Below are 25,861 nucleotides of genomic sequence, written 5' to 3' on the forward strand. Positions count from 1 at the left end.
GCAGAGCGCAGCCCTAAAGCAAGTTGAGCGCGGAATTGCTGTACTTCTGCCTCAATCTCTTTTCGTTCTTCCAGCCATGGCAGGCTATAGCCGTTCTGACGCAACAGCGAAAAAACCATGCGCCATTCGGGCGGTTCAAAAGGATTTTCCTGCCATTGCAACGGTTTACCCTTACCGGGCAGGTTATCCCATTGACCGCTTTCAATTGCCGAGCGTATTTTTTCTTCGGCGACCCATTCAAAGATGTTCATCTTTCAGCCCAACCTGACGAAACCTGTTCAGGGCACGTTGTAGGTGGCCCGCAGGCCGCCCTGCCAGTCGTATAAGGAAACCAAATCGCCGCTACGAAAAACAGCTTGGTTTGAACCCCAGAACAATTCCATCACCGTATTGTTGCCCGCGCGGCTGTACAAACGCACAGCGCCGCCTTTGTTCAACAGCAGGTAGGGAAAGACATACTCCGCCCCGCGCCCGTTGCTGATCTTCCAGCCGGTCAGCAGCAATTCGCCTTCACCCACCCGCCTCAGGAGGACGGCCTCGTTTTGCAAATCCCCTGCGCCGATCACGGTTTCAATCAGGATGACCGGTTCATCTGCGGGAGGCAAAGTGGCATCGCCAGGCAGAGCCGGCTGGATGGAATTGCCGGCAGGGGGAATACCACCCGTGCCGCCCACACTGACCGGCAGCGGCTGTACCGGGCGCAGGCTGCGATCCCACAACAGTAAAACGGTCAGCGTAGTCGCCGCCGAGATGATGATATTCAGAATCAAAAAGGGAATAATGCGTTTCCAGCTTCTCATAACGGGAAGGCACGTCTTTCCATTCAGGAAGTAAAGGTTATTCGTTAGATAGAATCATAGCATACTTTTCCAGTAAAATGAGGGCAGAGGAAGTACCCAATGCCTTATCTGATTGACGGACACAACCTGATTCCGCACATTGGCGGCCTGCGGCTGGAAAGCCCGGATGATGAACAGCACCTGATTCGCCTGCTGCAGGCATTTGCCTCAACCCGGCGGCAAAAAATTGAAGTGTACTTTGACCGCGCCGCCGTGGGCAAAGCCGGGCATCAGTCCTTTGGACAGGTTACCGCCCACTTTGTGGTGCGGGAGATGACTGCCGATGCCGCCATCTCTGCCCGCCTCAAACAACTGGGAAAATCGGCAACCGGTTGGACGGTGGTCAGTTCCGACCGCGAGGTTCAGGCTGCTGCCCGGCGCTGGGGAGCGCAGGTTCTTCCCAGTGATGAATTTGCCCGCCAGTTGATCAACAGTCAGCGCCGGCCGCAGCGGGAAGAAAAACCCCAGCCAACCGCCGCCGAGGTTGAAGAAATGCTGCGTTTATTCAAAAAGAAGCGGAATGAAAAATCGGACTGAATTATAAGAAAACTCTTATAGATTTTTAATACAATTTGGACAAAATTAGTGTATATTAGCAATGACACCAACACTTACTGGTAGATGGTGTCAATCCACCCAAAAGGCCGTTCAGCGTGTCCCCCCCACGTTGAAACACAAGCCTTCGGTGGAGTTCCCTCCCTGAGGATCGGCAGGCGTGTCCCCCCCACGCCTGCCGGTTCGTTTACATCAAGTTAAAGATTGTCATCTTGCATCGTGGAAATGCCAATGCTATAATCCGGCATGATCAAAGCCCCCGTAGCTCAAAAGGACAGAGCGAGGCACTCCTAACGCCGAGGTTGTGGGTTCGACTCCCGCCGGGGGCACCAGTATTTCAATAAAAGAAACCCCGCAAGACTTCATGCGGGGTTGTTTTTTGTGAAGTGAGGATTGGTTCAGTTACCGAATTCTCCGCCCTCTTCGTCGTCATCAAGATCAATTTCGATCTCGGTTTCCTCGTGTTTGCGGCGCACCCACAGGAGTAGCACCTGTCCCTGCTCGGTTTCCACCGACTGAGCCGCCATGATCGGTACGCGTTCTTCCATGCCCAGCGGGTTACGGTAATGAAGGTAGATGTGATTTTGCCTGTACCAGGCACGGTGGCAGCGCTCGACCAGCGCCGCGCCGTTGAAGGTTCGCAGGCGGGTCAGCGCCAGGTCATACAGCGATGGGCTTTCATTCAAACCCAGCGCCCACCCATCATCAATCGTTTCAAAGTCGGGGGTTGGCCCTTCAATAATTGTGATACGATCGTCCATTTTTTCTTACTCCAAGCCGTTATCATACCACAATTTCAGCAACCTGCGCTTTCAAATTTACAAGGTTGCATTGGAAACCTTTTTTACTGATAAAAGTTTTACATTTCTCTGATTCAATAACAATAAAAAAAACCTAAAATCGGCTGTAAATTACCTCATTGGATGAGGCAATGAATCAAAACTGGAGGAACAAAATGAGCATTTACTGGATCAATCCCTATGCCCGCCGTATGGCTCGCCGTCACTGGATGGAACGCATGGCAGAGGACTGGCAGGAAGAACAGGGGCAGGTTTTCTTCCCGGCCGATGTGCTGGTTTCCGAAAACGGCTATACCATTACTGCTTTACTGCCCGGTGTCCAGGCAGACGACCTGAACATTCAGGTGGTGGATAATCGCGTTACGATTCAAGGGAACCTGAAAAACGACCGGCAGGAAAATGCCGAGTATTTGCTGGCCGAACGCCCCAGCGGACGCTTTTGCAAGACGATTGACCTGCCCGAAGCGGTGGATTCCAACAAGGCTGAAGCCAGTCTGAAAGATGGTGTGTTGACCCTGTTTGTCCCCAAAGCCGAACACGCCCGCCCCAAAACCATCAAAGTCACCGCGCGTTAATCTTACGGCAAATACAGCAGTATCCCTTTCGCAGTCCAGGGCAGGGAGGGTTACTGCTGTTTTTTTATTTTTTAAGGCCCAACCTGAGATAAAGAAGGATTGAAATCAACTCCACCATCAAATACCTCTTCCCTCCAAACTGGACAGCTCAGGGGGAACTGGTTTTTCGCTCTCCTTGCTGAGGTCATTACCGTTGTTTCGAGTACAATTAAGGCATGTCTGAAAGAGCTATATTCGATTCATTGAAAGATTTACCGCTTCCAGAAGTGCGTTTCTACCCCGAAACCGGCTCAACCAATCAAGACGCTTTGGATTGGGCAGCCCAAGGAGCCCCCGATTTAGCCCTTATCGTTGCCGACCATCAAACCGCCGGCCGCGGACGGCTGGGCCGATCCTGGTTCACACCGCCCGGCGCAGCCCTGGCCTTCAGCCTGATTCTGCGTCCGGCCCTGCCGCAACCCGACCTGCTGCCGCTCTACTCGCCGTTAGGTGCACTCAGCGTCGCCATCGCGCTGGAGCAAATTTACGCCTTGCAACCCCTCATCAAGTGGCCCAACGATGTGCTGCTCAACCAGCGCAAAGTGTGCGGCGTGCTGGCAGAGTCCCTCTGGCAGGGGAATGGGTTGCAGGCAGTCGTGCTGGGCATCGGCATCAATGTTGCACCTGCTTCAGTGCCTCCCCCCGATCAAGTCCTCTTCCCGGCAACCTGTGTTGAGGATGCAGTCGGCACAACCGTCAACCGCTGGCATTTACTGGCAGAAGTGCTGAAAACGGTCATTCACTGGCGCGATTTGCTGACCACCCCTTCCTTCCTCACCGGCTGGCAGCAACGGCTGGCCTTTAAAGGGGAAAAGGTGCGGCTGGAAAATCCCGGCGGAGAAACCTTTGAAGGGATTTTGCTCGGCATCAACCCCTTCGGACATTTGCGCCTAAAAATGAACGATGACAGTGAACAAACCTTCACGGTCGGTGACCTGAAATTGAGGCCTCTCTCTTGAGCGCCTTCTCAACCGGAGGATTTAAATGTTAGATGATCTGCGCAATTCCGCTTTCGAAGAATTACCGGAGGAAGAACAGACCCCGCTACTGGATCAAATTAAGCCAACCCGCACCATCGCAGCCCGGCGCACCTTTCTAGGACTGACCGCGCCGCAGCGGTTTGTCATTGCACTGTTGCTGCTCATGATGACCTGCGTGATGGGGGTACTCTGTCTGGTGCTGACCGGACGGATCTGGGTGTAAACAATCTCACGTCCCGTTCTCGCCGTTCTTTTCCTCTTCCGCCTTTTGCAGTTCCCGCGCCGAAATCCGCGCAACCGAAGTTACGCTGTCGTCATCTGCCAGAACCATCAGCCGTACACCGCGTGTCGAGCGCCCCGTGCGGCTGATGTCCTTCACCTTCATGCGGATGATCAGCCCGTTGGCTGAAACCAGGGTGATATCGTCATTTTCTTCCACCACCCGCACGGCGGCAATTTTGCCAATTTTTTGCAGATTCTTCTGGTTAATGGTAGTCACACCGCCGGTATTGCGGCTTTTGGGCGGATATTCGCTGAGGGGGGTGCGTTTGCCAAAGCCGCGCTCGGTGACCACCAGCAATTCGGCGTTGGGCTGCACAACCTCCATACCCGCCAGTTGATCGTCTTTGCTCAAACGAACGCCGCTGACGCCGGCAGCCTGCCTGCCCATGACGCGCACTTCGTTTTCATTGAATCGCACGGCCTTGCCCTGGGCCGTAACCAGAATAATATCGTCACTCCCGCTGGTGATGCGCGCCCAACCCAGCTCATCACCATCTTCCAGACCGATTGCAATCAGACCAGAAGGGCGCACACTGGCAAACTCGGCCAGCGCCACGCGTTTAACCCGTCCCTTGACGGTTGCCATGGTGCAATATTGGGCTGCCTGAAAATCCGTCACAGCCACAGCTGCGGTAATTTTTTCATCCGCTCCTAGCGAAAGGACATTGACCATTGGAATGCCGCGGTCGGTGCGGCCGGCATCCGGTATCTGATACACTTTTTCAGAATAGACTTTCCCCTTGTCCGAAAAGAACAGGATGGTATTCAGCGTGCGCGCCGGTATGACCATCAGGGTTTCATCTTCTTCCTTCAGGTTTTGACCGGTTACGCCACGCCCGCCGCGCATCTGCGTACGAAAGGCGCGCGCCGCCACGCGTTTAATATAACCGCGCTGCGTAATCATGATTAAGACGTGTTCATCGGCAACGAGGTCTTCTTCGTTGAAAGTTTCACTGGCTTCTGCAAGCAAAAGAGTGCGGCGGGCGTCCGCGTACTTTGCGCTCACATCCTGCAAGTCGGTTTTGATCACGTCCAGAATTTTATTGGGTGAAGCCAGCAAATCTTCCAGATAGGCAATCCGTTCCAGCAAGGAACGGTGTTCTTCTTCAATCTTTTGGCGTTCCAGGGCTGCCAGCCTTCTCAACTGCATGTCCAGAATCGCCTGGGCCTGCATTTCAGTCAATTTGAAGCGCGTAATCAACCGCTCGCGGGCGGTTTCCACATCCGGCGATTGGCGGATAGTTTGAATGACCTCATCCAAATTGGCCAGCGCGATCAGCAACCCTTCCAGAATGTGCGCCCGCTGGCGCGCCTTTTCCAGTTCAAACTGAGAGCGGCGGGTAATGACTTCAATGCGATGTTCGATATAAATCTGTAAAGCGCGCTTGAGGGTTAACAAACGCGGTTCGTTATCCACCAGCGCCAGTAAATGCGCTCCGAAAGTGGTCTGCAACGGTGTATATTTGTACAACTGGTTGAGCACCTTGCGCGGCTGCGCTCCGCGGCGCAGCTCGATGACAATGCTCATCCCGCGCCGGTCGGACTCATCGCGCAGGTCGGAAATGGCATCCAGGCGCCCCTCGCGCGCCAGTTCGGCAATGCGCTCGATCAAACTGGTTTTGTTGACCTGAAACGGAATTTCGGTAATGACAATCTGATAGCGTCCGCCACGCATCTCTTCGATATGCGCCTGCCCGCGCACAGTCAACCGTCCGCGCCCGGTGGTGTACATCTGGCGGATGGCTTCCTGCCCGACAATCACCCCGCCGGTTGGAAAATCCGGGCCGGGCAGAAAACGCATCAAATCTTCAATGCTGACTTCGTCCATCTGATCGTAATGATCAATCAGATAGATCAAAGCATCGGTCAATTCGCGCAGGTTGTGCGGAGGAACATTGGTTGCCATCCCCACCGCAATTCCCGCCGAACCGTTCAAAAGCAGGTTGGGCAGCCGCGCCGGTAAAACAACCGGTTCCCGCAACGAGCCGTCGAAATTATCGGCAAAATCCACCGTTTCTTTGTCAATGTCAGCCAGCATTTCTTCAGCCATGGCATTCAGGCGGGCTTCGGTGTAACGCATGGCAGCCGGAGCATCACCATCAATCGAACCAAAATTGCCCTGCCCATCAATCAACGGATAGCGCATCGAAAAATCCTGCGCCATGCGCGCCATGGCGTCATAGACAGCCATATCACCGTGAGGATGATATTTACCCAGCACTTCGCCGACAATGCGCGCCGATTTTTTATAAGCGCTGTTGGCGCGTATGCCCAATTCCTGCATGGCAAACAAAATACGCCGGTGAACCGGCTTGAGACCATCGCGCGCATCCGGCAGAGCGCGCGCCACAATCACACTCATCGCATAGTCCAGATACGCCGAGCGCATCTGTTCATCAATATCTACCGGTTGTATTGTACCGATATCCATAACGCTTTCCTTCTCTTACCCAGAATGATAACCCCCTAATTATACCGCATCGGTATCATTCACCGGGGAATAGTTCTCACTCCGCCATTTTCCCAAACGGCGGGCTATGACACTTTTCCTGAAAAGTGGTGATTAAATTTATTTCGATGATTAATTTTGATTGAATATTCTGGCTTATAATTTATACAGGCATGAAACGAATAACGGTCTTCGTCATCGTCGTCATTGCAATGATCCTGACGGCCTGCACCGCCAGCGGGAGTGATCAAACCCCACCACCTTCCACTTATATACAAAACAAAGGGTCAGATACAATTGTCAATCTGGCGCTGGCGTGGGCTGAAGAATATCAGCGGCTTCATCCGGAGGTGCGCATTTCGGTTACCGGCGGCGGCAGCGGAACCGGCATCACCGCCATGATCAGTGGCACGGTGGACATTGCCAACGCCTCCCGCCAGATTAAAGAAGAGGAAATGCAAGCCGCCCTGGCGAACGGCATTGAACCGGTAGAACATGTTGTCGCCCGGGATGCCATTGCCGTCATTGTCCATCCCCAAAACCCGGTAAACCAGCTGACCATTGACCAGATCTCGTTAATTTATCAGGGTGTGATCAACAACTGGCAGGAAGTGGGGGGAGAAAATCGTCCAATTGTCCGTCTGTCACGCGAGACCAATTCGGGCACCCATGTTTATTTTCTGGAAGAGGTGATTCGCAAAGGGGATCACAACAACAAAGCCATCTTTTCGGCAGATACTCTTTTACTGCCCTCATCCGAAGGCATCATCGCCGAAGTCAGTGATAACCCCAACGCAATTGGTTACGATGGGCTGGGTTATGTTACCGAGCATGTCAAAGTTCTGGCAATTGGTACTCAGCCACAGGGGCCGTTTGTCTTGCCTTCCATTGAAACGGTCAATAGCGGAGCGTACCCAATTTCTCGAGATTTATACATGTACACCCGCCGGGATGCTCCCCCTCTGGTGGGTGAATACCTGAATTGGATCCTCAGTCCTCAGGCGCAGGATATTGTTTCACGCCTTGGATTTGTGCCAATCGTTACACTCAGCGCAGGAAACTAGCCCAATGAAATTGAGCCGCACAACTTTCGGTGAACGGATCATCAACAGTTTGATTATCCTGGCGGGCTATTCCAGTATTTTGTTCGTCGGGCTGATCCTTGTTTTCCTGCTGCGGGAAGGGTTACCTGCCCTGAATGACGTTCCGCTAAAGGATTTGTTCGGCAGCCGCTGGTATCCTATCGAAAAATATTTTGGCATTCTTCCGCTCATCAGTGGTTCAATTCTGGTCACCGTTGGCGCAATTTTGATCGCCGTACCATTTGGCATTGGCACAGCTGTCTTTCTCTCTGAATTTTCTCCGCCCTGGTTGAGAAATCTCTTAAAGCCGATTATTGAGATTCTGGCAGGTTTACCATCGGTTGTGCTGGGTTTTCTGGGCATTCAAATTGTGGCGCCATTCTTCCGCCGCTTCTTTGACCTGCCCACCGGATTGACTGCCTTCACCGGCGCAGTGCTTTTGGCACTGATCTCCCTGCCGACCATTGTTTCCATTGCCGAGGATGCCCTGAACACGGTACCCCCTGCTTACCGACAAGGTGCGCTGGCGCTGGGGGCAACCAACTGGCAGACTGCCTGGGGCGTGACCGTACCCGCAGCCCGTTCCGGTTTGTTGACAGCGCTCATGTTGGGAGTCGGCCGTTCGATTGGTGAAACAATGGCGGTCATGATGGTGACCGGCAACGCTCCGGTCTTGCCTGGCGGCCTGAATGCCCTCTTTATGCCAGCCCGAACCATGACGGCTACCATCGCCTCTGAAATGGGTGAGGTCGCAACCGGTTCTCCACACTATCATGTCCTCTTTTTTATTGGCATCATTTTGTTCCTCATTTCTTTAGTCGTCAATCTGGTAGCATCATCCCTCACGCTGCGCAGCCGAAAACGCTCCGAACGTTTGCTTTCCTGAGGATGAACGATGAAAACAATTGAGTATTCCCGGAAAATGAAGCAGGTTGAGGTAATGGGCATCAATTTACTGCGCCTGATCACCCTGCTTACTGCCCTGCCCGTTATCGGGGTTATCGTTTTTATTCTCATCCGTGGTTTGCCAGCTATTTCGTGGGAATTTTTAACCCAAATGCCTCAGGACGGCATGCGTGCCGGCGGCATTTTACCGGCGATCATGGGCACTATCTACCTGACGGTGGGAACAGCCATTTTCTCTGTTCCGCTGGGGGTGGCTGCCGGCATCTATCTGGCTGAATATGCCAGCGATAATCCTGCAACCCGGCTGATCCGCATCGCTATCATCAATCTGGCCGGCATCCCTTCCGTTGTATATGGGTTGTTCGGGTTGGGATTGTTTGTCCTTTTCTTACGCTTGGGTACCAGTATACTGGCTGCGTCTTTGACCCTCTCGATCATGACCCTGCCGGTCATCATCAGCACCACTGAAGAAGCTCTCCGTTCGGTGCCCAATGCCTTTCGTGTGGTCAGCACCTCACTGGGTGGTACCCGCTGGCAGACCACCTGGCGAATCACGCTTCCACAGGCCATGCCGGGCGTGATCACCGGTATCATCCTAGGGCTGGAACGCGCCGCCGGCGAAACCGCCCCGATCCTCTTTACCGGTGCCGCTTTCTTTTTACCACGTCTGCCATCCTCTCCCATGGATGCCACGATGGCCCTGCCCTACCACATTTTTGTCATCTCCACATCTGTACCGGGTATGCCGTTACAAATCCAGTATGGGACAGTTTTGGTGCTGCTGGTCTTTGTGCTGGGTATGAATTTGATTGCAACCCTCATTCGCAACCGCGCCCGGGCTCGCCGCCAATGGTAAACCAAACCATGCAAAGTAAAATTTCAGTCCAGAATCTGACCCTGGTTTATTCTGATGGCGTAGAAAGCCTGACCGATATCAGTGTCGAAGTGATTGCCAATGCGGTTAATGTATTTTTTGGGCCGGCAGGCGGCGGCAAGTCATCTTTGTTGCGCGCCTTTAACCGCTTGAACGACCTTGCCGATGTGCGTCATTTGAGCGGAAAAATCTGGTTCAATGGCAAAAATATCCTTGATCCGGATACGGACGTGATCGAACTGCGTCGAAAAATTGGTATGGTCTTTTCTCGTCCGGTTCCGCTGCCGTTGACGCTCTGGGAGAACGTTGCCTACGGCTTGCTGCTGGCCGGCGAAAAGAACAAAAGCCGGCTGGACGAAGCAGTTGAAAAAGCCTTGCGACTGGCAGCCCTGTGGGATGAAGTCAAAGACCGCCTTCATGACCCCGCCAGTGCCATTTCCGGCGGACAGCAGCAACGGTTGTGTCTGGCACGGGTGCTGGCGCTGGAACCAGAAGTAATCCTGCTGGATGAACCCACCTCAGCACTGGATCCGGTCTCAACCGCCAAAATTGAGTATTCGCTTTTGGAACTTAAAGAAAAATACACAATTGTGCTGGTTCCTCATAACGTTCAGCAGGCAGCACGCGTTGCCGATTATGCTGCCTTCTTTCTGCAAGGCCGCCTGATGGAATATGGTATAGGAAAGCAGCTGTTTGTTTCCCCCAGGGTCAAAGAAACCGAGGATTATGTTACCGGCCGGTTTGGTTAATTCGCCTTGTGGTAAAAATCCCTTTCAGTCCAGGAAAACTAATTCCGGCAGGTCATTTTCCTTTCAAAGGATTAGGGAAATACCCACCGATTTACCGGGCGGTTGAGCAGAAGCTGACCCGGGTTGCTCCATCAACACCTGGGTGGTGAGACTTTTTTCACGGGTACGCATCACAGTCTGAAATCAGTTGTTAGACGGCCGCAGGAAGTGCCGCCAGCGGATGAGCGGCTTGCGGCGCAACCCAACAGGTTATTTCATTTCATCCAGCTTGTTTTTTGTTGCCTCCCCATTGACTTTTCCTTCAACTGCCGGCGATGGATGGGGTCTGCAATGGTCATCTTGGCTGCTCTGCTCAAAACTATACAAATTTATGGACTGAAGGGGTAAAAAAAAGCCCGAATCTCCCTAACAAAACTGAAAATATTCTTTACAAAGATGTTACGGAGTATTCAATGCCCGGTCGGTATAATTTTTTTAAGTAAAAGAGGAGGCGACGCTATGCGTGAAAAAATCTTCATTGTGGATGACAATGAAGTCAGTCGTAAATTGGTGGGGGGTGTCCTCAAAAAAGAGGGGTATGAGGTTTATGCCGCTGCCAGCGCCACCGAAGCGCTGGCAGCCATTCCAAAGGTCATGCCGGACCTGGTAATTCTGGACGTGATGATGCCTGAAATGGATGGGTATCAGCTGTGCCGCAGGTTGAGAGACCGTCCCGAAACTGCCCGGCTGCCGATTTTGATTTTAACTTCCCTGAATCAATTGGAAGAACGGCTGAAAGCCTTTGAAGCCGGCGCAGATGACTTCATCCCTAAACCATTTCAACCGCAGGAATTTATTGCCCGGGTGCAGGTTGCATTGCGTCGTTCTTCTTTTTATCTGCCAGCCCCTGCAAAAACTCAGGCACAAACCATCGCCATCTTTTCGTTACGAGGGGGTATTGGGGTCTCTTCCATTGCCACCAACACGGCAATCGGACTGAGCCAGTTGTGGAAAATGCCGGTGACCCTGATAGATCTGGCGTTGGATAATGGAATTTCGGCGTTGATGATGGATTTACCCTTGCGTCACAGCTGGGCGGAATTATCCCACATCAAAGCGGAGGAGATTGATGCCGAAGTCATCTATCAGATTCTGCTGAAACATCCATCCGGCCTGAGTGTGCTGGCTGCACCGCGCCGGCCGTACGAAGCCGAATTACTGATTGGTGAACAGGTCAAACAGGTGTTGAGCCTGCTGGCAAAACAAAATGAATACCTTGTTCTTGACCTGCCGCATAATTTTTCAGAAACAACCCTCGCCGCTCTGGATCAGGCAGATCAGATTCTGCTGGTGCTCTCTCCGGAGCTGGCAGCCGTACAATGTACCAGTATTGCGCTGGATGTGTTTGCCAAAATTGGATATTCGCCAGAAAAAGTAAAACTGGTTCTCAACTGGAACTTCAAAGGCAGGGGGCTGCCCAGAGAAGAAATTGAAAAAGTCCTTCAAAAGCGGATTGAGATTGTGCTGCCTTTTGCCGGGGATGAACTGATCAACGCCTTGACGATGGGCAAACCGCCGGTATGGGAAGCACCGGAAAGCGCGCTGGGCGGCCTGTTTGAGGATTTTGCCTTTTACTGGAGCAAGACGGAACATAAAAAGAATCCACCAAAGCCGTATTCTGAGGCACTGGTTCGGGTTCAAAAGCGGATGAAAGCCAGGCAAAAATGACCCATCTGGAGGTGCACATGAGAAAAAACAGGGTTGAATCGGGACAGGGGCTACTGGAATATGGGTTGATCCTCGTTCTGGCAGTGGTGGCATTAATTCTGATCTTACAGATTTTCGGCATTTCCCTGCGGGATGTGTACTGCGCGGTAGTCAGCATTTTTTCCAACAGCGGCACCTGCGCGGTTGCTGCAAAACCAAAAGCAATTTGTGAGGATGACTTTTCACAAGGTACGGGTGGCTGGCAAAATCAGTTCGGAAGTACCCAACTCAGCCCCAGCGGTTATTGCTGGAGCGGAGCAACTCAAACCTTCAACACCTGTTCCATGAAAAACGAATTGAAGGACTATGTCATTCATCTCGAAGATGTGGTGATTGATCAGGGTTCCGGCTTTGGGGTCTTTTTCAGGACAACCTTTGGTCAGCAAGGCGCATCGGGATATATTTTTCAATATGATCCGGGAATGAAGAATTATGGGTCGCCGAACGGATCTTTCCTGATTCGCCGTTGGATGAACGGTAAGGAAATCTGGAAACCAATCGCCCAAAGCGATATTCCGACTGATTTTGCGGTTTACAAAACCCCACATGATATTGACATTGTCGTTCAAGGGGCAAACATTACGGTGTTGATTGATGGCAAAAAAGTTTTGGAAGCAACTGATCACGTCTATAAAAATGGCGGCGTTGGCTTTCGCTCCTGGAGCAACACAACTGCCTGCACCAGTCATTTTTCTATTCTGGAAGTAAAGTAAGCCGCGCGATGGTTGGGGAGGTTTGGCATGAATTTTGAACAGTCGCCTTCACTTAAGGATTTCAAGCACGGATTGCAGGAAGACCTGCCGCCCAAAAAGCGGCTGAGCCTGCCGCAACTGGTCATTCTGGTTTTACTGGTTACGGTCATTGGATTGTCGGTGGTTGTTTTCGTCCGCTCCGATAACCAGCAGCTGGTTCGCGGCGTCGGCAGCATCAGGGGCATTGTTGTGGATGAACGGGGGCAGCCTTTTCAAGCCGAAATCTACATTTTGGGTAGCGAAATCTTTTCCAGAGCAGACAGCAACGGCTACTTTGAGATCAGCGGTGTGCCGGCCGGTAAGCAGTACCTGATTGTGGCAGATGAGCGTGTCGGGCACGAATTTCAAATCGCCGTTCTACCGGGCGAGGTGCTGGATGTAGGCACTTTGCGGTTCGTCTCAACAGCAACTCCGTGACCAGACGAGTGAAGGAGCAATAATCCGCATGAAATCCGATATTTTAAAAAAACGGTTAGCCATCCAATACAGCCTGACGGGCTTTGCACTCGGGTTAATCTTCCCGGTTTTTGCCCTTCTGCTCGAATTTTCGAACGTACGGGATTATTCCGGCTGGTATTCAATCGTTCGGCTGTACTCCGAAAGCCGGATCGTCTGGGTGGTTTCCTGCGCGCCGCTGATCCTTGGTGTGGTATTTTACCTGTTGGGCCGACAAAAAGAGATGGTAATGGTGGTTAATCAAAAACTGGAAGAAACCGTTAACCAGCGTGTTAAGCAGCTCGATCAGGCCTTTAAAACGCAGTACGTACTTAATCAATTGCTGCAACTTTCTTTGCAGAATCTGCCTTTAAAAGAAACATTGACCCAATCGCTAGACCTGATTCTGGAACTGCCGGTGCTTGCCTCCGCCAAACAGGCCGGCATCTTTTTGTATGATAAAGCCACCAACAGCCTCAGAATAGTAGCAGAGCGTTACCTTGACCCGAATGCCGGGCAGTTTTGCCGCCTGGTGCCGGATGGCTACTGCCGCTGCGGGGCTGCCATGCGCAGCCATGACATTCAGTTTGTCACCTGCCAGAACGAAATCAGTTCCATTCAGCGCGATCACTTTCATGGCAATCTGTATGTGCCGGTTGAAGTGGATGGGCAGCTAGAGGCAGTACTGGTGGTACATATTGACGAGAACTCGGTCAACGAAGAAACATGGAATCCGTTGGATCTCGAAACGGTAGCCGGTGACCTGGCTACGATTTTGAAAAATCGCCTCAATGAAGAAAAATTACGGCTTCAAAGTGTCATTCTCAACCATATCGCCAACGCCGTCCTGCTGGCTGACACAGACGATCGGGTAATGTGGGTCAATCCCGCTTACTGCCGGTTGACCGGTTATGCGCCCGATGAGGTGATTGGGAAGAAGTTGGGGTTTTCCCGTTCCGGTGCACATGATGATGAGTTTTACCTTCAAATTCGAGAACAGGTCTTAAAGGGCGAACCTTGGCAGGGGGAACTGATTGAAAAGAAGAAGGATGGAGGATTGTTCATCAATCAGCAGACAACCATTCCAATTCTCGCTGAGGATGGACAGGTAAAGTATGTGGTTTCGGTCATGGAGGATATTACCGAACGGCGCAAGGCAGAAGATGAAATCCGCCGTCAGAAGCGCTATTTTGAAACGCTGGTGGAAAACAGCCCGGTGGCAATTGTGACACTGGATCACAAACATTGCATCACGGGCTGCAACCCGGCCTTTGAAGAGCTGTTCGGTTATCGTTTGAGTGAGATCGAACACAAGAATATTGACGATCTCATCGTTCCCGAGGATGAAATCCAACAGGCAAAATCTTACAGCGCTACAGTCGTCAGTCTGGGAAAAGTTCACTCGCTGGGGCAGCGCAAGCGTAAAGACGGCAGTCTTGTGGATGTGGAAATTTTCGGTGTGCCGGTGGTAGTGGACGGACAGCCCATCGGTGTGCTCGGCATTTACCATGACATTAGCGAATTGTTGCAAGCCCGGCGGCAGGCCGAAGCCGCAGCGCAGGCAAAAGCAGAGTTTCTGGCAAATATGAGCCACGAAATCCGCACCCCCCTGAATGCCGTAATTGGGATGACCAGCCTGTTATTAGATACACCGCTCAACGCCGAGCAGAAAACCTTTGTCGAAACCATCCGCACCAGTGGCGACTCATTGCTCACCATCATCAACGATATTCTGGACTTTTCAAAGATCGAAGCCGGCAAGATGGTCATGGAAAAACAGCCCTTCTATTTGAGCGACTGCATCGAGTCAGCCATGGACCTGCTGGCCTCGAAAGCCTCAGAGAAGGGACTTGACCTGTCTTATCTGATACAGGAGAATACGCCTAATCGTCTGATAGGGGATGTCACCCGTCTGCGGCAGGTGCTGGTGAATCTGCTCTCCAATGCCGTCAAATTCACCCCACAGGGTGGCGTTTTCATCACGGTTGAAGCTGCTAAAGTTGAATCTGCTGAGGAAGACAAAATCTACCGCGTTCATTTTGCGGTACGCGACACTGGCATCGGCATCCCGCCGGAGCGGCTTGACCGCTTGTTCAAGCCGTTTTCTCAGGTGGATGCTTCAACCTCGCGCAAGTTTGGCGGCACAGGATTGGGCTTATCCATCAGCAAACGCCTGGTGGAGATGATGGGTGGGGAAATATGGGTGGAAAGCGAGTTAGGCAAAGGCTCAACTTTCCACTTTACCATTCAGGCTGAAGCCTCGCCGGTCACCCGCGTGCTGCCATACCAGATTCAAAGCGATGATCTGGCAGAGCGCAGCATTTTGATTGTGGACGACAACGCCATGAACCGCATGATCATCTCCCGCCAGACCTCACGCTGGAAGATGAAACCCTATTCTGTTTCCAACGGTAAAGAAGCCCTCGAATTGATTCGCAACGGAGAGGTGTTCGACCTGGCGTTGATTGATATGCAAATGCCGGAGATGGATGGGATCATGGTTGCCGAACAAATCCGCCAACTGCCGCAAGGTAAAAACCTGCCCATGGTTCTCTTTACTTCGTTGGGTTATAAACCAGCCTCCGCCACACAGGAGTTGTTTTCAACCGTACTTTACAAGCCGCTCAAACCAATCCAGTTGTATGAAACAATCCTGTCGGTATTGAACAATAAACCACGCTCACAACCAAAAAAGCACACTGCACCGGTGATTGATCACACTTTTGCCCAACAATATCCACTGCATATCTTGCTGGCGGAGGACAATCTGGTCAATCAAAAAGTGGCAACCGGTATTTTACAACGCATGGGTTACCATGTGGATGTGGCAGCGAATGGGCTGGAAGTGCTGGAAGCCCTGCGCCGCCAGCAATATGATGTTGTGCTGCTGGATGTTCAAATGCCTGAAATGGACGGTGAAGAAGCAGCCCGTGAAATATGCCGCCGCTACCCGCCCGAGCAGCGTCCAATCTTGATCGCCATGACTGCCAATGCGCTGGAAGGGGATCGCGAACGCTATCTGGAACTGGGAATGGATGACTACATTTCAAAACCGATCCGGGTTGAGGACCTGATGCGCGGGTTGGAAAGTGCCTACCAAAAAATTAAGCGAGGTGAACATGTCTCTTGATCTGAGTACGTTGAACTCCTATCGGGATTTTATGGGTGAAGATGCGGATCGTTTCATTGAGGATATTATCCGTTCTTATCTCAGCGATGCCCCCAAACTGCTGGAGACCCTCAAAGAAACCATGGCAAGCGGTGATGCAGCCCGTTTTGTGCGTTCCGCTCATACGCTGAAATCAAACAGTGCAACGCTGGGGGCTTCACAGCTGGCGGTATTGGCGGCCGAACTGGAGCAGGCCGGCAAGACAACCCCCCTGCAGGAATTAGCCGGGCAGGTTTATTCAACCGCGGAAGAATTGAGCAAAGTGCTGCAGGCATTGCAGCAATATCTGGCAGGGGAATGACGGAGTAATTACCATTTCGGTCAAGGCAATTAACCGGCTCTCTTTTGATTCGACTCAATTCCCTTGACAAAAATATTCATCGGTTTTATATTTTCTCGAAATTTGGTAAACCGGTGAGTATTTTTAATTATGTCTGTTCGGAATGCCCTTTTAGGTTTGCTTTGCCAGCGCAGCCGCTATGGTTATGAGCTGCTGCAAGCCTTTCAGGCTGTGATGGGCGGAAGGGAAACCTGGGAGCTGAAACCGGCTCAAGTTTACACCACCCTGACCCGCCTGAAAGAAAGCGGCCTGATCGTAGAAGAAACCGTTGAAGGCGAAGAGGATGTGGCAAAGCGTTGTTACGCCATCACGCCCGCAGGGCGAGAGGAACTGCGCCGCTGGTTTGAGTCGCCGGTCAAGGTGGAGCACCAGCGGGATGAATTTTTTTTGAAACTGATGTTGGCTCTGGCAACCGGTCAATCGGATCCACGACGGTTGATTTACCTGCAGCGCACCAGTTTGTTTCAGGAATTGCACCGCTTGACGGCGCTGCGTATGGAATTGGATCCTTATTCCTCGCTGGCGCACATCCTCTTACTGGATCAGGCGATTATGCACCTTGAAGCCGATTTGCGCTGGTTGGACATGATCGAGAGTCGGCTGGATGAGGTTCTCAAACAGCCGGTGCCGCAACCTGAACTGCGCCCGCGCGGGCGGCCGCCCAAACAGCCCAAAACTTCACATTCAACATCCACTTAAATTTGGAGGCAACATGAATCACCCCATTGTAACTGCTCAGGCTCTGACAAAAATATACGGTCATGGAGCAACCGCAATCCATGCGTTGAACGGCATAAACCTTTCAATCCAGCCCGGCGAATTTGTGGCTGTGATGGGACCCAGCGGCTGTGGAAAATCCACCCTGCTGCATTTGATCGGAGGGTTGGATCGTCCCAGCTCCGGGAAGGTCCTGTTTGATGGTCAGGATTTGACTACGCTCAGTGATGATGAGGTTACTGCCATTCGCCGGCGAAAGATGGGCTTTGTTTTTCAATTCTTTAATCTGATACCGGTGTTGACCGCATTGGAAAATACCGCCCTGCCAATCATTTTGGACGGGATACACCCCGCTGAAGCACGTCAACAAGCGCAGGAGTGGCTGGAACAGGTTGGTCTGGGGCATCGTTTGCATCATCACCCTTCCGAACTTTCCGGCGGAGAGCAACAGCGAGTGGCTATTGCCCGTGCACTGGCAAGCGATCCGGCACTGATTCTGGCTGATGAACCCACCGGTAACCTTGACTCACGCGCTTCGGAGGAAATTGCCACCCTGCTCAGGCAGATCTCCTCAACATGGAACCGCACCATTCTCATGGTGACCCATGATGCACGCATTGCTGCTTACGCCGACCGGATTGTTTTCCTCAAAGACGGCAAAATCGTGGATGAAACTGTTCTGGAACACCGCAATGGCGATCAAGCCGATGCCGTGCTGGATAAAATGCGGGAAATTGGCGATTGACACCCGAAAAAAGGAGCGCGCAATGAACCTGTATTTGACTCTGGCATGGAGATATTTAAGCGGACGCAAATTACGTACTGCTCTGACCACCCTGGCAATTACCTTTGGGGTACTGGTCATTTTCGGCATGAATACTTTTCTGCCCACCTTCGTCAAAGCCTATCAGACTCAGGTGATGGCGGTGGCCGGGCAGGTGGATGTGACAATCACACACAAAACCGGTGAAGCCTTCGATCCTTCCGTGTTGGATAAAGTGCGGGCAGTGGAAGGGGTAGAGGTCGCCAGCGGCTCGCTGGAACGAATCATCAACCTGCCGGCCGATTACTTCGATAAAGACCCCCAAGCCTTTGACCGAATCACAGCACTGATTTTGAAAGGGGTTGATCCGCTCGCAGGGCGCCAGATGATCGCCTACAACATTGTTGAAGGGCGGTTCCTCGAACCCGATGATCGTGGAGCAGCGGTCATCACCCGCTCGCTGGCTCGCGAAATCGGCTTAAAGCTGGATGATACCCTGGCGCTGCCGACCGCCACCGGCATAGCCGAATTAAAAATCGTCGGTATCCTGCCGGAACGGATGACGCCCGGCAACGAAGAAGTGCTGGTAACTCTGGGCGAAGCCCAGCGTTTGATGAATATGCCGGACAGGATCAACATCATTGACGCCAATTTTGGCACACTGGATGAAGCCCGCCGGGCCGACATTCAAAAACGCATTACCGAAACGCTGGGTGATCAATTCAAGATTGGGGCATTGGAAACCGGCTCGGAAATCTATACCAACCTGAAGAACGCTCAATTGATATTTGTGCTGATGGGCTTCCTGGCGCTGTTGATGGGTGGATTCATCATCTTCAACACATTCCGTACCATCATCGCAGAGCGCCGCCGTGATATTGGCATGCTGCGCGCGCTGGGTGCTAACCGCCGTACCATCCGCTGGTTAATCATCACCGAAGGGCTGCTGCAGGGAGTGATCGGCACGGCTGCGGGGCTGGTGTTGGGTTATTTGTTTGGATTGCTGGTTTTACAGTTGATTGTGCCAATCAGCAAGCAGTTTTTAAACATCACCGTCGGTGCGCCAGAGGTTTCACCGGTTCTGCTGATCACCTCGATTGTACTCGGCGTGGGCATCACGGTTGTCGCTGGTCTGATCCCGGCTTACTCAGCCTCACGGATCACCCCGCTGGAAGCCCTGCGCCCGTCTTTGGGAAAGGTCAATTTCAAGCGGGTTGCCAGTGTGTCGTTTTGGGCTGGGGTGGTACTGATGGCGCTTGCCGCCGGGATTTTGTTCAGTCAGCAGGCCGCTTTGATTGGTTTGGGGGCAGTGATGTTCATCGTTTCCCTCATCCTCATGGCACCGGCCCTGATCAATCCGATAGCGGTGATGTTTGGCAGCCTGCTGGCGCTGATCTTCGCGCGCCATGGGACGGCGCAGTTAGCCGAAGGCAACCTCACCCGCCAGCCGGGACGCGCCACCGTAACCGCATCAACCACCATGATTGCCCTGGCTGTGGTGGTGATGATGGCTTCCATCCTCTCGTCGGTTGCGCTGACCTTCACGCGGATTATGGAAAAAAGTCTGGGCAGCGACTACCTGCTGGTACCGCCCACCCTGGCAGTGTGGGGTTCGAATACCGGCGCTTCGCCGATGCTGGCCGAAGATTTGCGCCAGATTGAGGGGGTGGAACTGGTCAGCACGCTGCGGTTTGCCGCCGCCCAGATTGGGGATATTACTGTGGGCGTGCTGGGGATTGACCCGGACGCCTACCTCCAGATGGAATCGCTGACCTTCACAACCGGCGATCCGATCAGCGCTTTTCAGGCGCTCAAAACCGAACGGGCGATGATCATCAACGGCGTGCTGGCAACCGCAACCGGTATACAGGTGGGAGATGAAGTCGAACTGGTAACGGCCAGCGGCAAAAAGACCTACCGGGTGGTGGGACTTGCCACCGATTACCTGAACGCCAAGACAACCACCGCTTACATCTCCCAGGCCAACATTGCACTGGACTTTGGACGACAGGAGGATGTGTTTTTCCAGATCAATCTCAAGCCCAATGCCGACCGGGAAAAGGTGGAAAGCGCTTTGATGACCCTGCTGAAGGATTATCCGCAGTTCAAACTGTTGAACGGCAAGGCGTATGTAGAAGAAAATGCGCGCATGTTTGACGCAGTTTTCATCGCCATGTACGCCATGGCTGCCTTCCTCGCCATCCCATCGTTGATTGCAATGGTCAATACCCTGGCCATTGGCGTGCTGGAACGCACCCGTGAAATTGGCATGTTGCGCGCAGTAGGCGCCAACCGCCGGCAGGTGCGGGCGATCATTCTCTCAGAGGCTTTAATTCTGGCAGCGATTGGCACAGCATTTGGCATTTTGGCCGGTCTTTACATGGGGGTGATGTCTGTCAAGGCCTTCGAGGCGATGGGATTCCCAATGCAGTATATCTTCCCGGCTTCCGGTATTCTGGCTGCCCTTGCGGTCGGGCTGTTGTTCGGTGCGCTGGCTGCCATTGTGCCAGCCCGTCAGGCAACCCGGCTGGATATAGTCGAAGCCCTGCGGTACGAGTAGGTGAGAAAAAATCTGGCGGAGGGCTGGATCATAAAGACCCAGCCCTTTTTATGGTTAACCGCCGTGATGTTTGAGTATTCACTCCTGAAAGCAGAAATGTTTGAGGAGTCAATCCGAAGAAGTAATCCGAGGGATTTAAAAATATTTTCGCGCAGGCGATCTCATTCGTCAAAACGCCAGCGCGTGGCACTGGTGGGAAAACTGGCTTCCCGCCATGCAAGAACCTTGTAGGGTTTGGCGGCGTAAAAAATGGTTACTTCGGTTAACTCACTTTCGTCCGAGAAAACAGCGTATTTTTGACTATAGGTCTTCAGCACACGGCTCAACAGTTGCGGGTCGCTGATCTGTTGAGCGCGACATTCAATGATGACCACCTCATCTCCGCTCTCCAGATGAACAACAAGGTTTGGATTGCGACCCAGGTTGTGGGCTTTAACCGAGTGGATATCTGTACCAAAATAAAAGCAATTCTCCTGCCATACACCCCAAACCGGCATGACATGCGGACGCCCATCTTTGCGAGTGGTACACACCCAGTAATTGCGGGCTTCAATCATCTGGTTCTGAACCCACTCCCATTCCAGCTGACCGGCGGCATTTTGTGAAAGACCATAACTTTCCGGCATATTCGGGCGGCCAATGGATGGTAGTTGAGAACTGGTCATCGGTTTTCCTTTCTTTTGAACAGACTGGAGTGACGAAATATAGTAGAACGGGGTTTAATGAGTGAATACACCCCATTGTAACCGTTAGCGGAGTAAAATAGAACAAGAGGTGGCCTTATGGACAGTGAAAATGCGGGAAAGGCCTGGATGACCTGGCGCGGACTTCAGGCTGAAGATGAACCGAAATTAAGAGAACTGGATCGTGCCTGCAAACAGGCAGACGGCGATGAATGGGTCAGCAATCTGGTGGGGGATGCGCTGGCAGCCATGCAGGAACATGTGGACAATACCTTTTGCGCCGCCGGCGAAGAAATCTTCATGGCGGTGGGTTGGATTCAGCTGCTGCCTTCCTCAGAGAACGAGCAGCAGGTGATACTGGGCGGAAGAGTTCATCCGCTTTACCGACGGCGCGGATTGGGCACTTTGTTGTTGGAATGGCTGGAAAATCGTGCCAATCTGGTCAGCGGGTATCACCGCATCCGACGGTTGATTATCCGCAACGAAGCGCTGACAGCCGATGCACATTCCATTTATGTTCAGTCCGGTTTTACTCCCATTTTTGCGGAAAATATGATGGTCTGCTCTCTGGAACACAGCCCGCCCGCAGACCGGCTGCCTGAAACGTATCGCTTGGTGAACTGGACAGCAGAGACCGCTCCGCTGTTTTACCGGGCCTATTGTGATGCTTTTTACGACCGGGCCGCATCGTTTGACCCGCTGGAAAAATGGATTGCCGAATACGAAGGTGACACTGATTTTCTCCCCCAATCGTCCTGGCTGGCGATCAACGAGGATAATCGCCCTGTGGCGTTTGTAACTGCCGGGCAGATGGGAAAGATGGCATGGATCAGTCAGACCGGCGTTGTCCCACAACTGCGCGGCCAGGGGGTAGCCTTTGGTCTGCTGGCACATGCTCTGCGTCATTTTCAACAGGTGGGCTATCCTGAAGTTGGGCTGCATGTCAATGTCAACAATCCGGCGGCCATTCGCCGTTTTTACGAACTGGGCTTTCGCCGCCGCCTCACCCGTGCACGTTATGAGAAAACCGCCCTGTAAAAAAAGCCCCCCGCTTGAAGGGGGGGTTGTTTACTTGGTTTGGTTTAGTGGTTGGCTTCAAATTCCCGCATGCAGTCCACCAGTGCCTGCACGCTTTCCAGCGGTAAGGCATTGTACAGCGAGGCGCGGAAACCGCCTACCGAACGGTGACCTTTGATGCCCACCATACCTTTACTTTTGGCAAAATCGGCAAATTCGGCTTCCAGATGCTCGTAGCCCGGCGCCATCACAAAGCAGACATTCATCCGTGAGCGGTCCTCTTTTACAACCGTGCCGACAAATAATTTGTTGCGGTCAATTTCGTTGTAGAGCAGCTCGGCCTTGGCTTTGTTCCGCTTTTCCATCTCGACCAGCCCGCCTTGTTCTTTCATCCAACGCAGAGTGAGGAGAGCAGAGTACAGGATGACCACCGGCGGTGTATTGTAAAGGGAATTATTTTTGATGTGTGTGCGGTAATCCACCATGGTTGGCAGCGGGCGGCTGACCTTGCCAAGAATGTCTTCCCGCACAATCACAAATGTCAATCCGGCGGGGGCCAGGTTTTTCTGCGCCCCACCGTAAATTAAGCCGTATTTGGATACATCAACCGGGCGGGAAAAAATATCCGAGGACATATCCGCCACCAGCGGCACGGGTGAATTCAGGTCGGTGAGAATTTCGGTACCGTAAATGGTGTTATTGGTGGTGATGTGGAAATAATCCGCATCTTCGGGAATAGTAAATTGCTTTGGAATATAAGTGAAGTTTTTATCTTCCGAAGAAGCCACCGCCTCAACCGGGCCGAACAACTTGGCTTCCTTGTAGGCTTTTTGTGCCCACTGACCGGTGATCAAATAAGCGGCTTTCTTCTCAAGGAGATTATAGGGAACGTGGAAAAACTGGGTGCTGGCGCCGCCGCCAACAAAAATGACGGCGTAACCTTCGGGAATGTTCAGCAGCTCTTTGAACAGGGCAACGCACTCATTGACTACGGCTTCAAATTCTTTGCTGCGATGAGAGATTTCCAAAATGGAAAGCCCTGTACCGGCAAATTCGTGGATGGCTTTGGCGGTTTCTTCAATGGTATATTGCGGGAGAATTGAGGGTCCGGGATTGAAATTATGCTTTTTCATTCGATCCGTCCTTTTGGGTGATTGAAAATGATTTGTCGTGATTCTGGCAGGAAGAAATGACCTTATTAGATTATAGGATGAATTGGGCTGCATGACATAGTGAAAGAAATCCCGACTTCTACCCTCTTTAATCAGATGTCAGACATTAACCATCTTGAAATGACAAAATTGTCGGACAAGGGGGTTAAAAAACTTCATTCGAAATGGTGAATTTTGCACTAATCCGATGAAATTAATTGACTTTGAATCATCGAGTTGGTATCATTAAAGTAACCCGTTGGGGTGCAAATGGTTACGGTTCTTAAGAATAAAACAACCGCCAGGTGCACAACGACCGTCATCTACTAAACCAAACAGGAGGCGACCGTGCAATTATCTCCCTCTGCCGGCGAGCGTTTTCGGGAGGCGATGAAGAAGGAAAGACCTTTACAGGTGGTGGGAGTAATCAATGCCTACGCGGCTTTACTGGCGGAACGGGCTGGTTTTCAGGCAATTTACCTTTCGGGCGGGGGTGTTGCAGCGGCTTCATTGGGAGTTCCCGATTTGGGCATCACGACACTGGAAGATGTTTTGATGGATGCTCGCCGCATTACCGATGCGTGTTCATTACCGTTGCTGGTGGATGTGGACACCGGCTTTGGAAGTGCTTTTAACATTGCCAGGACGGTGCGTTCGCTGATCAAAGCCGGAGCAGCTGCCATGCACATTGAAGATCAGGTGCAGGCCAAGCGTTGCGGTCATCGCCCCGGTAAAGCGCTTGTGCCGCCTGAAGAGATGGAAGATCGCATCAAGGCAGCGGTGGATGCGCGTAGCGATCCTTCCTTTGTCATCATGGCGCGTACCGATGCACTGGCAGTTGAGGGGTTGGAATCGGCGCTGGAGCGCAGCCGCCGCTATGTCGAAGCCGGCGCGGATATGATCTTTGCCGAAGCAGTGACTGAATTAGGAATGTATGCGGAATTTGTACGGGCTGCCGGCGTGCCGGTTTTAGCCAACATCACCGAATTTGGGAAGACCCCGCTGTTCACCACCCATCAACTTGCCGAAGTGGGGGTTGAGTTGGTGCTTTATCCACTTTCTGCTTTCCGGGCAATGAGTGCGGCAGCATCAGCAGTTTATCAGATCCTGCGGCGGGATGGAACCCAGCAGGCAGTGTTGGGAATGATGCAGACTCGGGCGGAACTGTATGAGGTTTTGAACTATTACGCTTACGAAGAAAAACTCGATCAACTTTTTGCCAAGGAGAGGAGAGACGATGAGTGATCAGGTGTTGGAAAAGAAGGATGCCAAGAAGAAATCGGTTGCCCTTTCGGGGGTTCCGGCTGGCAACACCGCAATCTGCACGGTGGGTACACTGGGGCATGACCTGCGCTATCGTGGATATGATATCAATGATCTGGCGGAGTATTCGACCTTTGAAGAGGTGGCGTACTTGCTGATCTATGAAAAACTGCCGGTTGCCAATGAGTTTGACCGCTACCGGCGGCGGCTCAAGACGCTGCGCGGTTTGCCGGCCCCGGTAAAAGCCGTGCTGGAGCAGATTCCCGCAGCCGCTCACCCCATGGACGTTTTACGCACGGGCTGCTCCATTTTGGGGGCTACGCTGCCTGAGCGCGAGGATCATCCCGTAGAGGGAGCGCGTCATATTGCTGACCGTCTGCTGGCCATTTTCCCCTCCATGCTGACCTACTGGTTCCACTACTCGCATCACGGACGGCGGATTGAAGTGGAAACGGACGACGATACGATTGCAGGTCACTTTTTGCATCTTCTCCACGGGCGCAAACCCAGCGAGTTACACGAGCGAGCCCTGGATATTACGCTCATCCTCTACGCCGAACATGAATTTAACGCCTCAACATTCACCGGCCGGGTCATTGCCGGCACAGGTTCAGATATCTATTCTGCGATTACCGGCGCAATTGGCGCTTTAAAAGGATTCAAACACGGCGGCGCCAACGAAGGGGCAATGGAAGTCATCGAGCGTTATAAATCACCTGAGGAAGCCGCAGAAGATGTCCGCCGCATTTTGGAGAATAAAGGGATTATCCTCGGGTTTGGGCATCCGGTTTACACCATTTCCGATCCGCGCGCCAAGATTTTGAAAGGGCTTTCATGCTCATTATGCAAAGATTTTGGCGACGAGACCATGTGCGATATTGCCGAAAAGATTGAAGACGTCATGTGGGAGCAGAAGCGCATGTTCCCCAATCTGGACTGGTACAGTGCGGTTGTCTATCACATGCTCGGCATACCGACATTCATGTTCACACCCTTGTTTGTGATGGCGCGTACTGCCGGTTGGGCGGCGCATGTCATCGAACAGCGGCTGGATGGGAAAATTATCCGTCCTTCGGCAAATTACATTGGTCCAGAACCGCGCGAATACGTCCCGATTGAAAAACGCATATAACGG

General features: G+C 52.4%; 25 protein-coding genes and 1 tRNA gene. 20 read left to right on the forward strand and 6 right to left on the reverse strand.

Annotated features, from left to right (window positions below):
• Both ACWIZX_RS06175 and ACWIZX_RS06180 read right to left on the reverse strand, forming a co-directional pair.
• Window positions 1-251 (reverse strand): DnaJ family domain-containing protein (locus ACWIZX_RS06175; RefSeq protein WP_448335163.1); only part of this gene is annotated, 251 nt, incomplete at its 3' end.
• A gap of 27 nt (window positions 252-278) precedes the next feature.
• Window positions 279-800: a lamin tail domain-containing protein gene (locus ACWIZX_RS06180; RefSeq protein ID WP_322792400.1), complete on the reverse strand. Its 522-nt coding sequence runs from the start codon at window positions 798-800 to the stop codon at window positions 279-281.
• A 99-nt stretch (window positions 801-899) separates the two neighbouring features.
• On the opposite strand from ACWIZX_RS06180, the gene ACWIZX_RS06185 reads away from it, so the two are divergent.
• A complete protein-coding gene (locus ACWIZX_RS06185) occupies window positions 900-1,376 on the forward strand; it encodes an NYN domain-containing protein (protein WP_448335164.1) in 477 nt (158 codons plus the stop codon).
• A 273-nt stretch (window positions 1,377-1,649) separates the two neighbouring features.
• Window positions 1,650-1,726: transfer RNA gene (locus ACWIZX_RS06190), tRNA-Arg, on the forward strand.
• A 66-nt stretch (window positions 1,727-1,792) separates the two neighbouring features.
• Here the strand turns inward: ACWIZX_RS06190 and ACWIZX_RS06195 are convergent.
• Window positions 1,793-2,155 carry a hypothetical protein gene (locus tag ACWIZX_RS06195; protein ID WP_322792402.1) on the reverse strand — a complete coding sequence of 121 codons (363 nt, stop codon included), beginning with the start codon at window positions 2,153-2,155 and terminating at the stop codon, window positions 1,793-1,795.
• Between the two features lie 194 nt (window positions 2,156-2,349).
• Between ACWIZX_RS06195 and ACWIZX_RS06200 the strand changes: the two genes are divergently transcribed.
• The 3 genes from ACWIZX_RS06200 to ACWIZX_RS06210 all read left to right on the forward strand — a co-directional run bounded on the left by ACWIZX_RS06200 (window position 2,350) and on the right by ACWIZX_RS06210 (window position 4,011).
• Window positions 2,350-2,769 carry an Hsp20/alpha crystallin family protein gene (locus ACWIZX_RS06200; RefSeq protein WP_322792403.1) on the forward strand — a complete coding sequence of 140 codons (420 nt, stop codon included), beginning with the start codon at window positions 2,350-2,352 and terminating at the stop codon, window positions 2,767-2,769.
• Window positions 2,770-2,984: 215 nt separating this feature from the next.
• A complete protein-coding gene (locus tag ACWIZX_RS06205) occupies window positions 2,985-3,767 on the forward strand; it encodes a biotin--[acetyl-CoA-carboxylase] ligase (protein WP_448335165.1) in 783 nt (260 codons plus the stop codon).
• A gap of 25 nt (window positions 3,768-3,792) precedes the next feature.
• Window positions 3,793-4,011, forward strand: coding sequence for a hypothetical protein (locus tag ACWIZX_RS06210; protein ID WP_322792405.1), 219 nt, complete (start codon window positions 3,793-3,795; stop codon window positions 4,009-4,011).
• Between the two features lie 6 nt (window positions 4,012-4,017).
• On the opposite strand, the gene gyrA is transcribed toward ACWIZX_RS06210, so the two are convergent.
• Complete coding sequence (gyrA, locus tag ACWIZX_RS06215; protein WP_448335166.1) at window positions 4,018-6,501, reverse strand: DNA gyrase subunit A; 2,484 nt, start codon at window positions 6,499-6,501, stop codon at window positions 4,018-4,020.
• A 191-nt stretch (window positions 6,502-6,692) separates the two neighbouring features.
• Between gyrA and ACWIZX_RS06220 the strand changes: the two genes are divergently transcribed.
• From ACWIZX_RS06220 to ACWIZX_RS06275, 12 genes are all read left to right on the forward strand, one after another.
• Complete coding sequence (locus tag ACWIZX_RS06220; protein WP_322793398.1) at window positions 6,693-7,583, forward strand: PstS family phosphate ABC transporter substrate-binding protein; 891 nt, start codon at window positions 6,693-6,695, stop codon at window positions 7,581-7,583.
• A gap of 4 nt (window positions 7,584-7,587) precedes the next feature.
• Window positions 7,588-8,487, forward strand: coding sequence for a phosphate ABC transporter permease subunit PstC (gene pstC, locus ACWIZX_RS06225; RefSeq protein WP_322793397.1), 900 nt, complete (start codon window positions 7,588-7,590; stop codon window positions 8,485-8,487).
• A 9-nt stretch (window positions 8,488-8,496) separates the two neighbouring features.
• A complete protein-coding gene (gene pstA / locus ACWIZX_RS06230; RefSeq protein WP_322793396.1) occupies window positions 8,497-9,363 on the forward strand; it encodes a phosphate ABC transporter permease PstA in 867 nt (288 codons plus the stop codon).
• Between the two features lie 8 nt (window positions 9,364-9,371).
• Complete coding sequence (locus ACWIZX_RS06235; RefSeq protein ID WP_322793395.1) at window positions 9,372-10,130, forward strand: phosphate ABC transporter ATP-binding protein; 759 nt, start codon at window positions 9,372-9,374, stop codon at window positions 10,128-10,130.
• Window positions 10,131-10,628: 498 nt separating this feature from the next.
• Entirely contained in the window at window positions 10,629-11,837 is a 1,209-nt protein-coding gene (locus ACWIZX_RS06240; RefSeq protein WP_448335167.1) for a response regulator, read from the forward strand.
• A gap of 17 nt (window positions 11,838-11,854) precedes the next feature.
• Entirely contained in the window at window positions 11,855-12,589 is a 735-nt protein-coding gene (locus ACWIZX_RS06245; RefSeq protein WP_448335168.1) for a family 16 glycoside hydrolase, read from the forward strand.
• A 27-nt stretch (window positions 12,590-12,616) separates the two neighbouring features.
• The gene (locus ACWIZX_RS06250; RefSeq protein ID WP_322793392.1) at window positions 12,617-13,045 is read left to right on the forward strand and encodes a hypothetical protein; all 429 of its coding nucleotides are present in this window, start codon (window positions 12,617-12,619) and stop codon (window positions 13,043-13,045) included.
• A gap of 28 nt (window positions 13,046-13,073) precedes the next feature.
• Complete coding sequence (locus tag ACWIZX_RS06255; RefSeq protein ID WP_448335169.1) at window positions 13,074-16,193, forward strand: response regulator; 3,120 nt, start codon at window positions 13,074-13,076, stop codon at window positions 16,191-16,193.
• Window positions 16,183-16,533 carry an Hpt domain-containing protein gene (locus tag ACWIZX_RS06260; RefSeq protein WP_322793390.1) on the forward strand — a complete coding sequence of 117 codons (351 nt, stop codon included), beginning with the start codon at window positions 16,183-16,185 and terminating at the stop codon, window positions 16,531-16,533. The genes ACWIZX_RS06255 and ACWIZX_RS06260 overlap by 11 nt, the downstream gene beginning before the upstream one ends.
• A gap of 129 nt (window positions 16,534-16,662) precedes the next feature.
• Window positions 16,663-17,271 carry a PadR family transcriptional regulator gene (locus ACWIZX_RS06265; protein ID WP_322793389.1) on the forward strand — a complete coding sequence of 203 codons (609 nt, stop codon included), beginning with the start codon at window positions 16,663-16,665 and terminating at the stop codon, window positions 17,269-17,271.
• A gap of 13 nt (window positions 17,272-17,284) precedes the next feature.
• Window positions 17,285-18,034, forward strand: a complete 750-nt coding sequence (locus ACWIZX_RS06270; protein WP_322793388.1) for an ABC transporter ATP-binding protein — start codon at window positions 17,285-17,287, stop codon at window positions 18,032-18,034.
• A gap of 22 nt (window positions 18,035-18,056) precedes the next feature.
• Window positions 18,057-20,612 carry an ABC transporter permease gene (locus ACWIZX_RS06275; RefSeq protein ID WP_322793387.1) on the forward strand — a complete coding sequence of 852 codons (2,556 nt, stop codon included), beginning with the start codon at window positions 18,057-18,059 and terminating at the stop codon, window positions 20,610-20,612.
• Between the two features lie 161 nt (window positions 20,613-20,773).
• On the opposite strand, the gene ACWIZX_RS06280 is transcribed toward ACWIZX_RS06275, so the two are convergent.
• Window positions 20,774-21,277, reverse strand: a complete 504-nt coding sequence (locus tag ACWIZX_RS06280) for a pyridoxamine 5'-phosphate oxidase family protein (RefSeq protein WP_322793386.1) — start codon at window positions 21,275-21,277, stop codon at window positions 20,774-20,776.
• Between the two features lie 117 nt (window positions 21,278-21,394).
• Between ACWIZX_RS06280 and ACWIZX_RS06285 the strand changes: the two genes are divergently transcribed.
• Complete coding sequence (locus ACWIZX_RS06285) at window positions 21,395-22,333, forward strand: GNAT family N-acetyltransferase (RefSeq protein WP_448335170.1); 939 nt, start codon at window positions 21,395-21,397, stop codon at window positions 22,331-22,333.
• A 44-nt stretch (window positions 22,334-22,377) separates the two neighbouring features.
• On the opposite strand, the gene serC is transcribed toward ACWIZX_RS06285, so the two are convergent.
• Complete coding sequence (serC, locus tag ACWIZX_RS06290; RefSeq protein WP_448335171.1) at window positions 22,378-23,445, reverse strand: 3-phosphoserine/phosphohydroxythreonine transaminase; 1,068 nt, start codon at window positions 23,443-23,445, stop codon at window positions 22,378-22,380.
• Between the two features lie 366 nt (window positions 23,446-23,811).
• Between serC and prpB the strand changes: the two genes are divergently transcribed.
• Both prpB and prpC read left to right on the forward strand, forming a co-directional pair.
• Entirely contained in the window at window positions 23,812-24,708 is an 897-nt protein-coding gene (gene prpB, locus ACWIZX_RS06295) for a methylisocitrate lyase (RefSeq protein ID WP_322793383.1), read from the forward strand.
• Complete coding sequence (gene prpC, locus ACWIZX_RS06300) at window positions 24,701-25,858, forward strand: bifunctional 2-methylcitrate synthase/citrate synthase (protein WP_322793382.1); 1,158 nt, start codon at window positions 24,701-24,703, stop codon at window positions 25,856-25,858. Before prpB ends, prpC begins: the two co-directional genes overlap by 8 nt.
• Window positions 25,859-25,861: the final 3 nt, after the last annotated feature.

Source organism: Bellilinea sp., from assembly GCF_053501535.1.

What these genes read in the sequence shown, in the direction of transcription:
- ACWIZX_RS06180 (WP_322792400.1), bottom strand. Translation starts at nt 800, where the DNA reads ATGAGAAGCTGGAAACGCATTATTCCCTTTTTGATTCTGAATATCATC.
- ACWIZX_RS06185 (WP_448335164.1), top strand. Translation starts at nt 900, where the DNA reads ATGCCTTATCTGATTGACGGACACAACCTGATTCCGCACATTGGCGGC.
- ACWIZX_RS06195 (WP_322792402.1), bottom strand. Translation starts at nt 2,155, where the DNA reads ATGGACGATCGTATCACAATTATTGAAGGGCCAACCCCCGACTTTGAA.
- ACWIZX_RS06200 (WP_322792403.1), top strand. Translation starts at nt 2,350, where the DNA reads ATGAGCATTTACTGGATCAATCCCTATGCCCGCCGTATGGCTCGCCGT.
- ACWIZX_RS06205 (WP_448335165.1), top strand. Translation starts at nt 2,985, where the DNA reads ATGTCTGAAAGAGCTATATTCGATTCATTGAAAGATTTACCGCTTCCA.
- ACWIZX_RS06210 (WP_322792405.1), top strand. Translation starts at nt 3,793, where the DNA reads ATGTTAGATGATCTGCGCAATTCCGCTTTCGAAGAATTACCGGAGGAA.
- gyrA (WP_448335166.1), bottom strand. Translation starts at nt 6,501, where the DNA reads ATGGATATCGGTACAATACAACCGGTAGATATTGATGAACAGATGCGC.
- ACWIZX_RS06220 (WP_322793398.1), top strand. Translation starts at nt 6,693, where the DNA reads ATGAAACGAATAACGGTCTTCGTCATCGTCGTCATTGCAATGATCCTG.
- pstC (WP_322793397.1), top strand. Translation starts at nt 7,588, where the DNA reads ATGAAATTGAGCCGCACAACTTTCGGTGAACGGATCATCAACAGTTTG.
- pstA (WP_322793396.1), top strand. Translation starts at nt 8,497, where the DNA reads ATGAAAACAATTGAGTATTCCCGGAAAATGAAGCAGGTTGAGGTAATG.
- ACWIZX_RS06235 (WP_322793395.1), top strand. Translation starts at nt 9,372, where the DNA reads ATGCAAAGTAAAATTTCAGTCCAGAATCTGACCCTGGTTTATTCTGAT.
- ACWIZX_RS06240 (WP_448335167.1), top strand. Translation starts at nt 10,629, where the DNA reads ATGCGTGAAAAAATCTTCATTGTGGATGACAATGAAGTCAGTCGTAAA.
- ACWIZX_RS06245 (WP_448335168.1), top strand. Translation starts at nt 11,855, where the DNA reads ATGAGAAAAAACAGGGTTGAATCGGGACAGGGGCTACTGGAATATGGG.
- ACWIZX_RS06250 (WP_322793392.1), top strand. Translation starts at nt 12,617, where the DNA reads ATGAATTTTGAACAGTCGCCTTCACTTAAGGATTTCAAGCACGGATTG.
- ACWIZX_RS06255 (WP_448335169.1), top strand. Translation starts at nt 13,074, where the DNA reads ATGAAATCCGATATTTTAAAAAAACGGTTAGCCATCCAATACAGCCTG.
- ACWIZX_RS06260 (WP_322793390.1), top strand. Translation starts at nt 16,183, where the DNA reads ATGTCTCTTGATCTGAGTACGTTGAACTCCTATCGGGATTTTATGGGT.
- ACWIZX_RS06265 (WP_322793389.1), top strand. Translation starts at nt 16,663, where the DNA reads ATGTCTGTTCGGAATGCCCTTTTAGGTTTGCTTTGCCAGCGCAGCCGC.
- ACWIZX_RS06270 (WP_322793388.1), top strand. Translation starts at nt 17,285, where the DNA reads ATGAATCACCCCATTGTAACTGCTCAGGCTCTGACAAAAATATACGGT.
- ACWIZX_RS06275 (WP_322793387.1), top strand. Translation starts at nt 18,057, where the DNA reads ATGAACCTGTATTTGACTCTGGCATGGAGATATTTAAGCGGACGCAAA.
- ACWIZX_RS06280 (WP_322793386.1), bottom strand. Translation starts at nt 21,277, where the DNA reads ATGACCAGTTCTCAACTACCATCCATTGGCCGCCCGAATATGCCGGAA.
- ACWIZX_RS06285 (WP_448335170.1), top strand. Translation starts at nt 21,395, where the DNA reads ATGGACAGTGAAAATGCGGGAAAGGCCTGGATGACCTGGCGCGGACTT.
- serC (WP_448335171.1), bottom strand. Translation starts at nt 23,445, where the DNA reads ATGAAAAAGCATAATTTCAATCCCGGACCCTCAATTCTCCCGCAATAT.
- prpC (WP_322793382.1), top strand. Translation starts at nt 24,701, where the DNA reads ATGAGTGATCAGGTGTTGGAAAAGAAGGATGCCAAGAAGAAATCGGTT.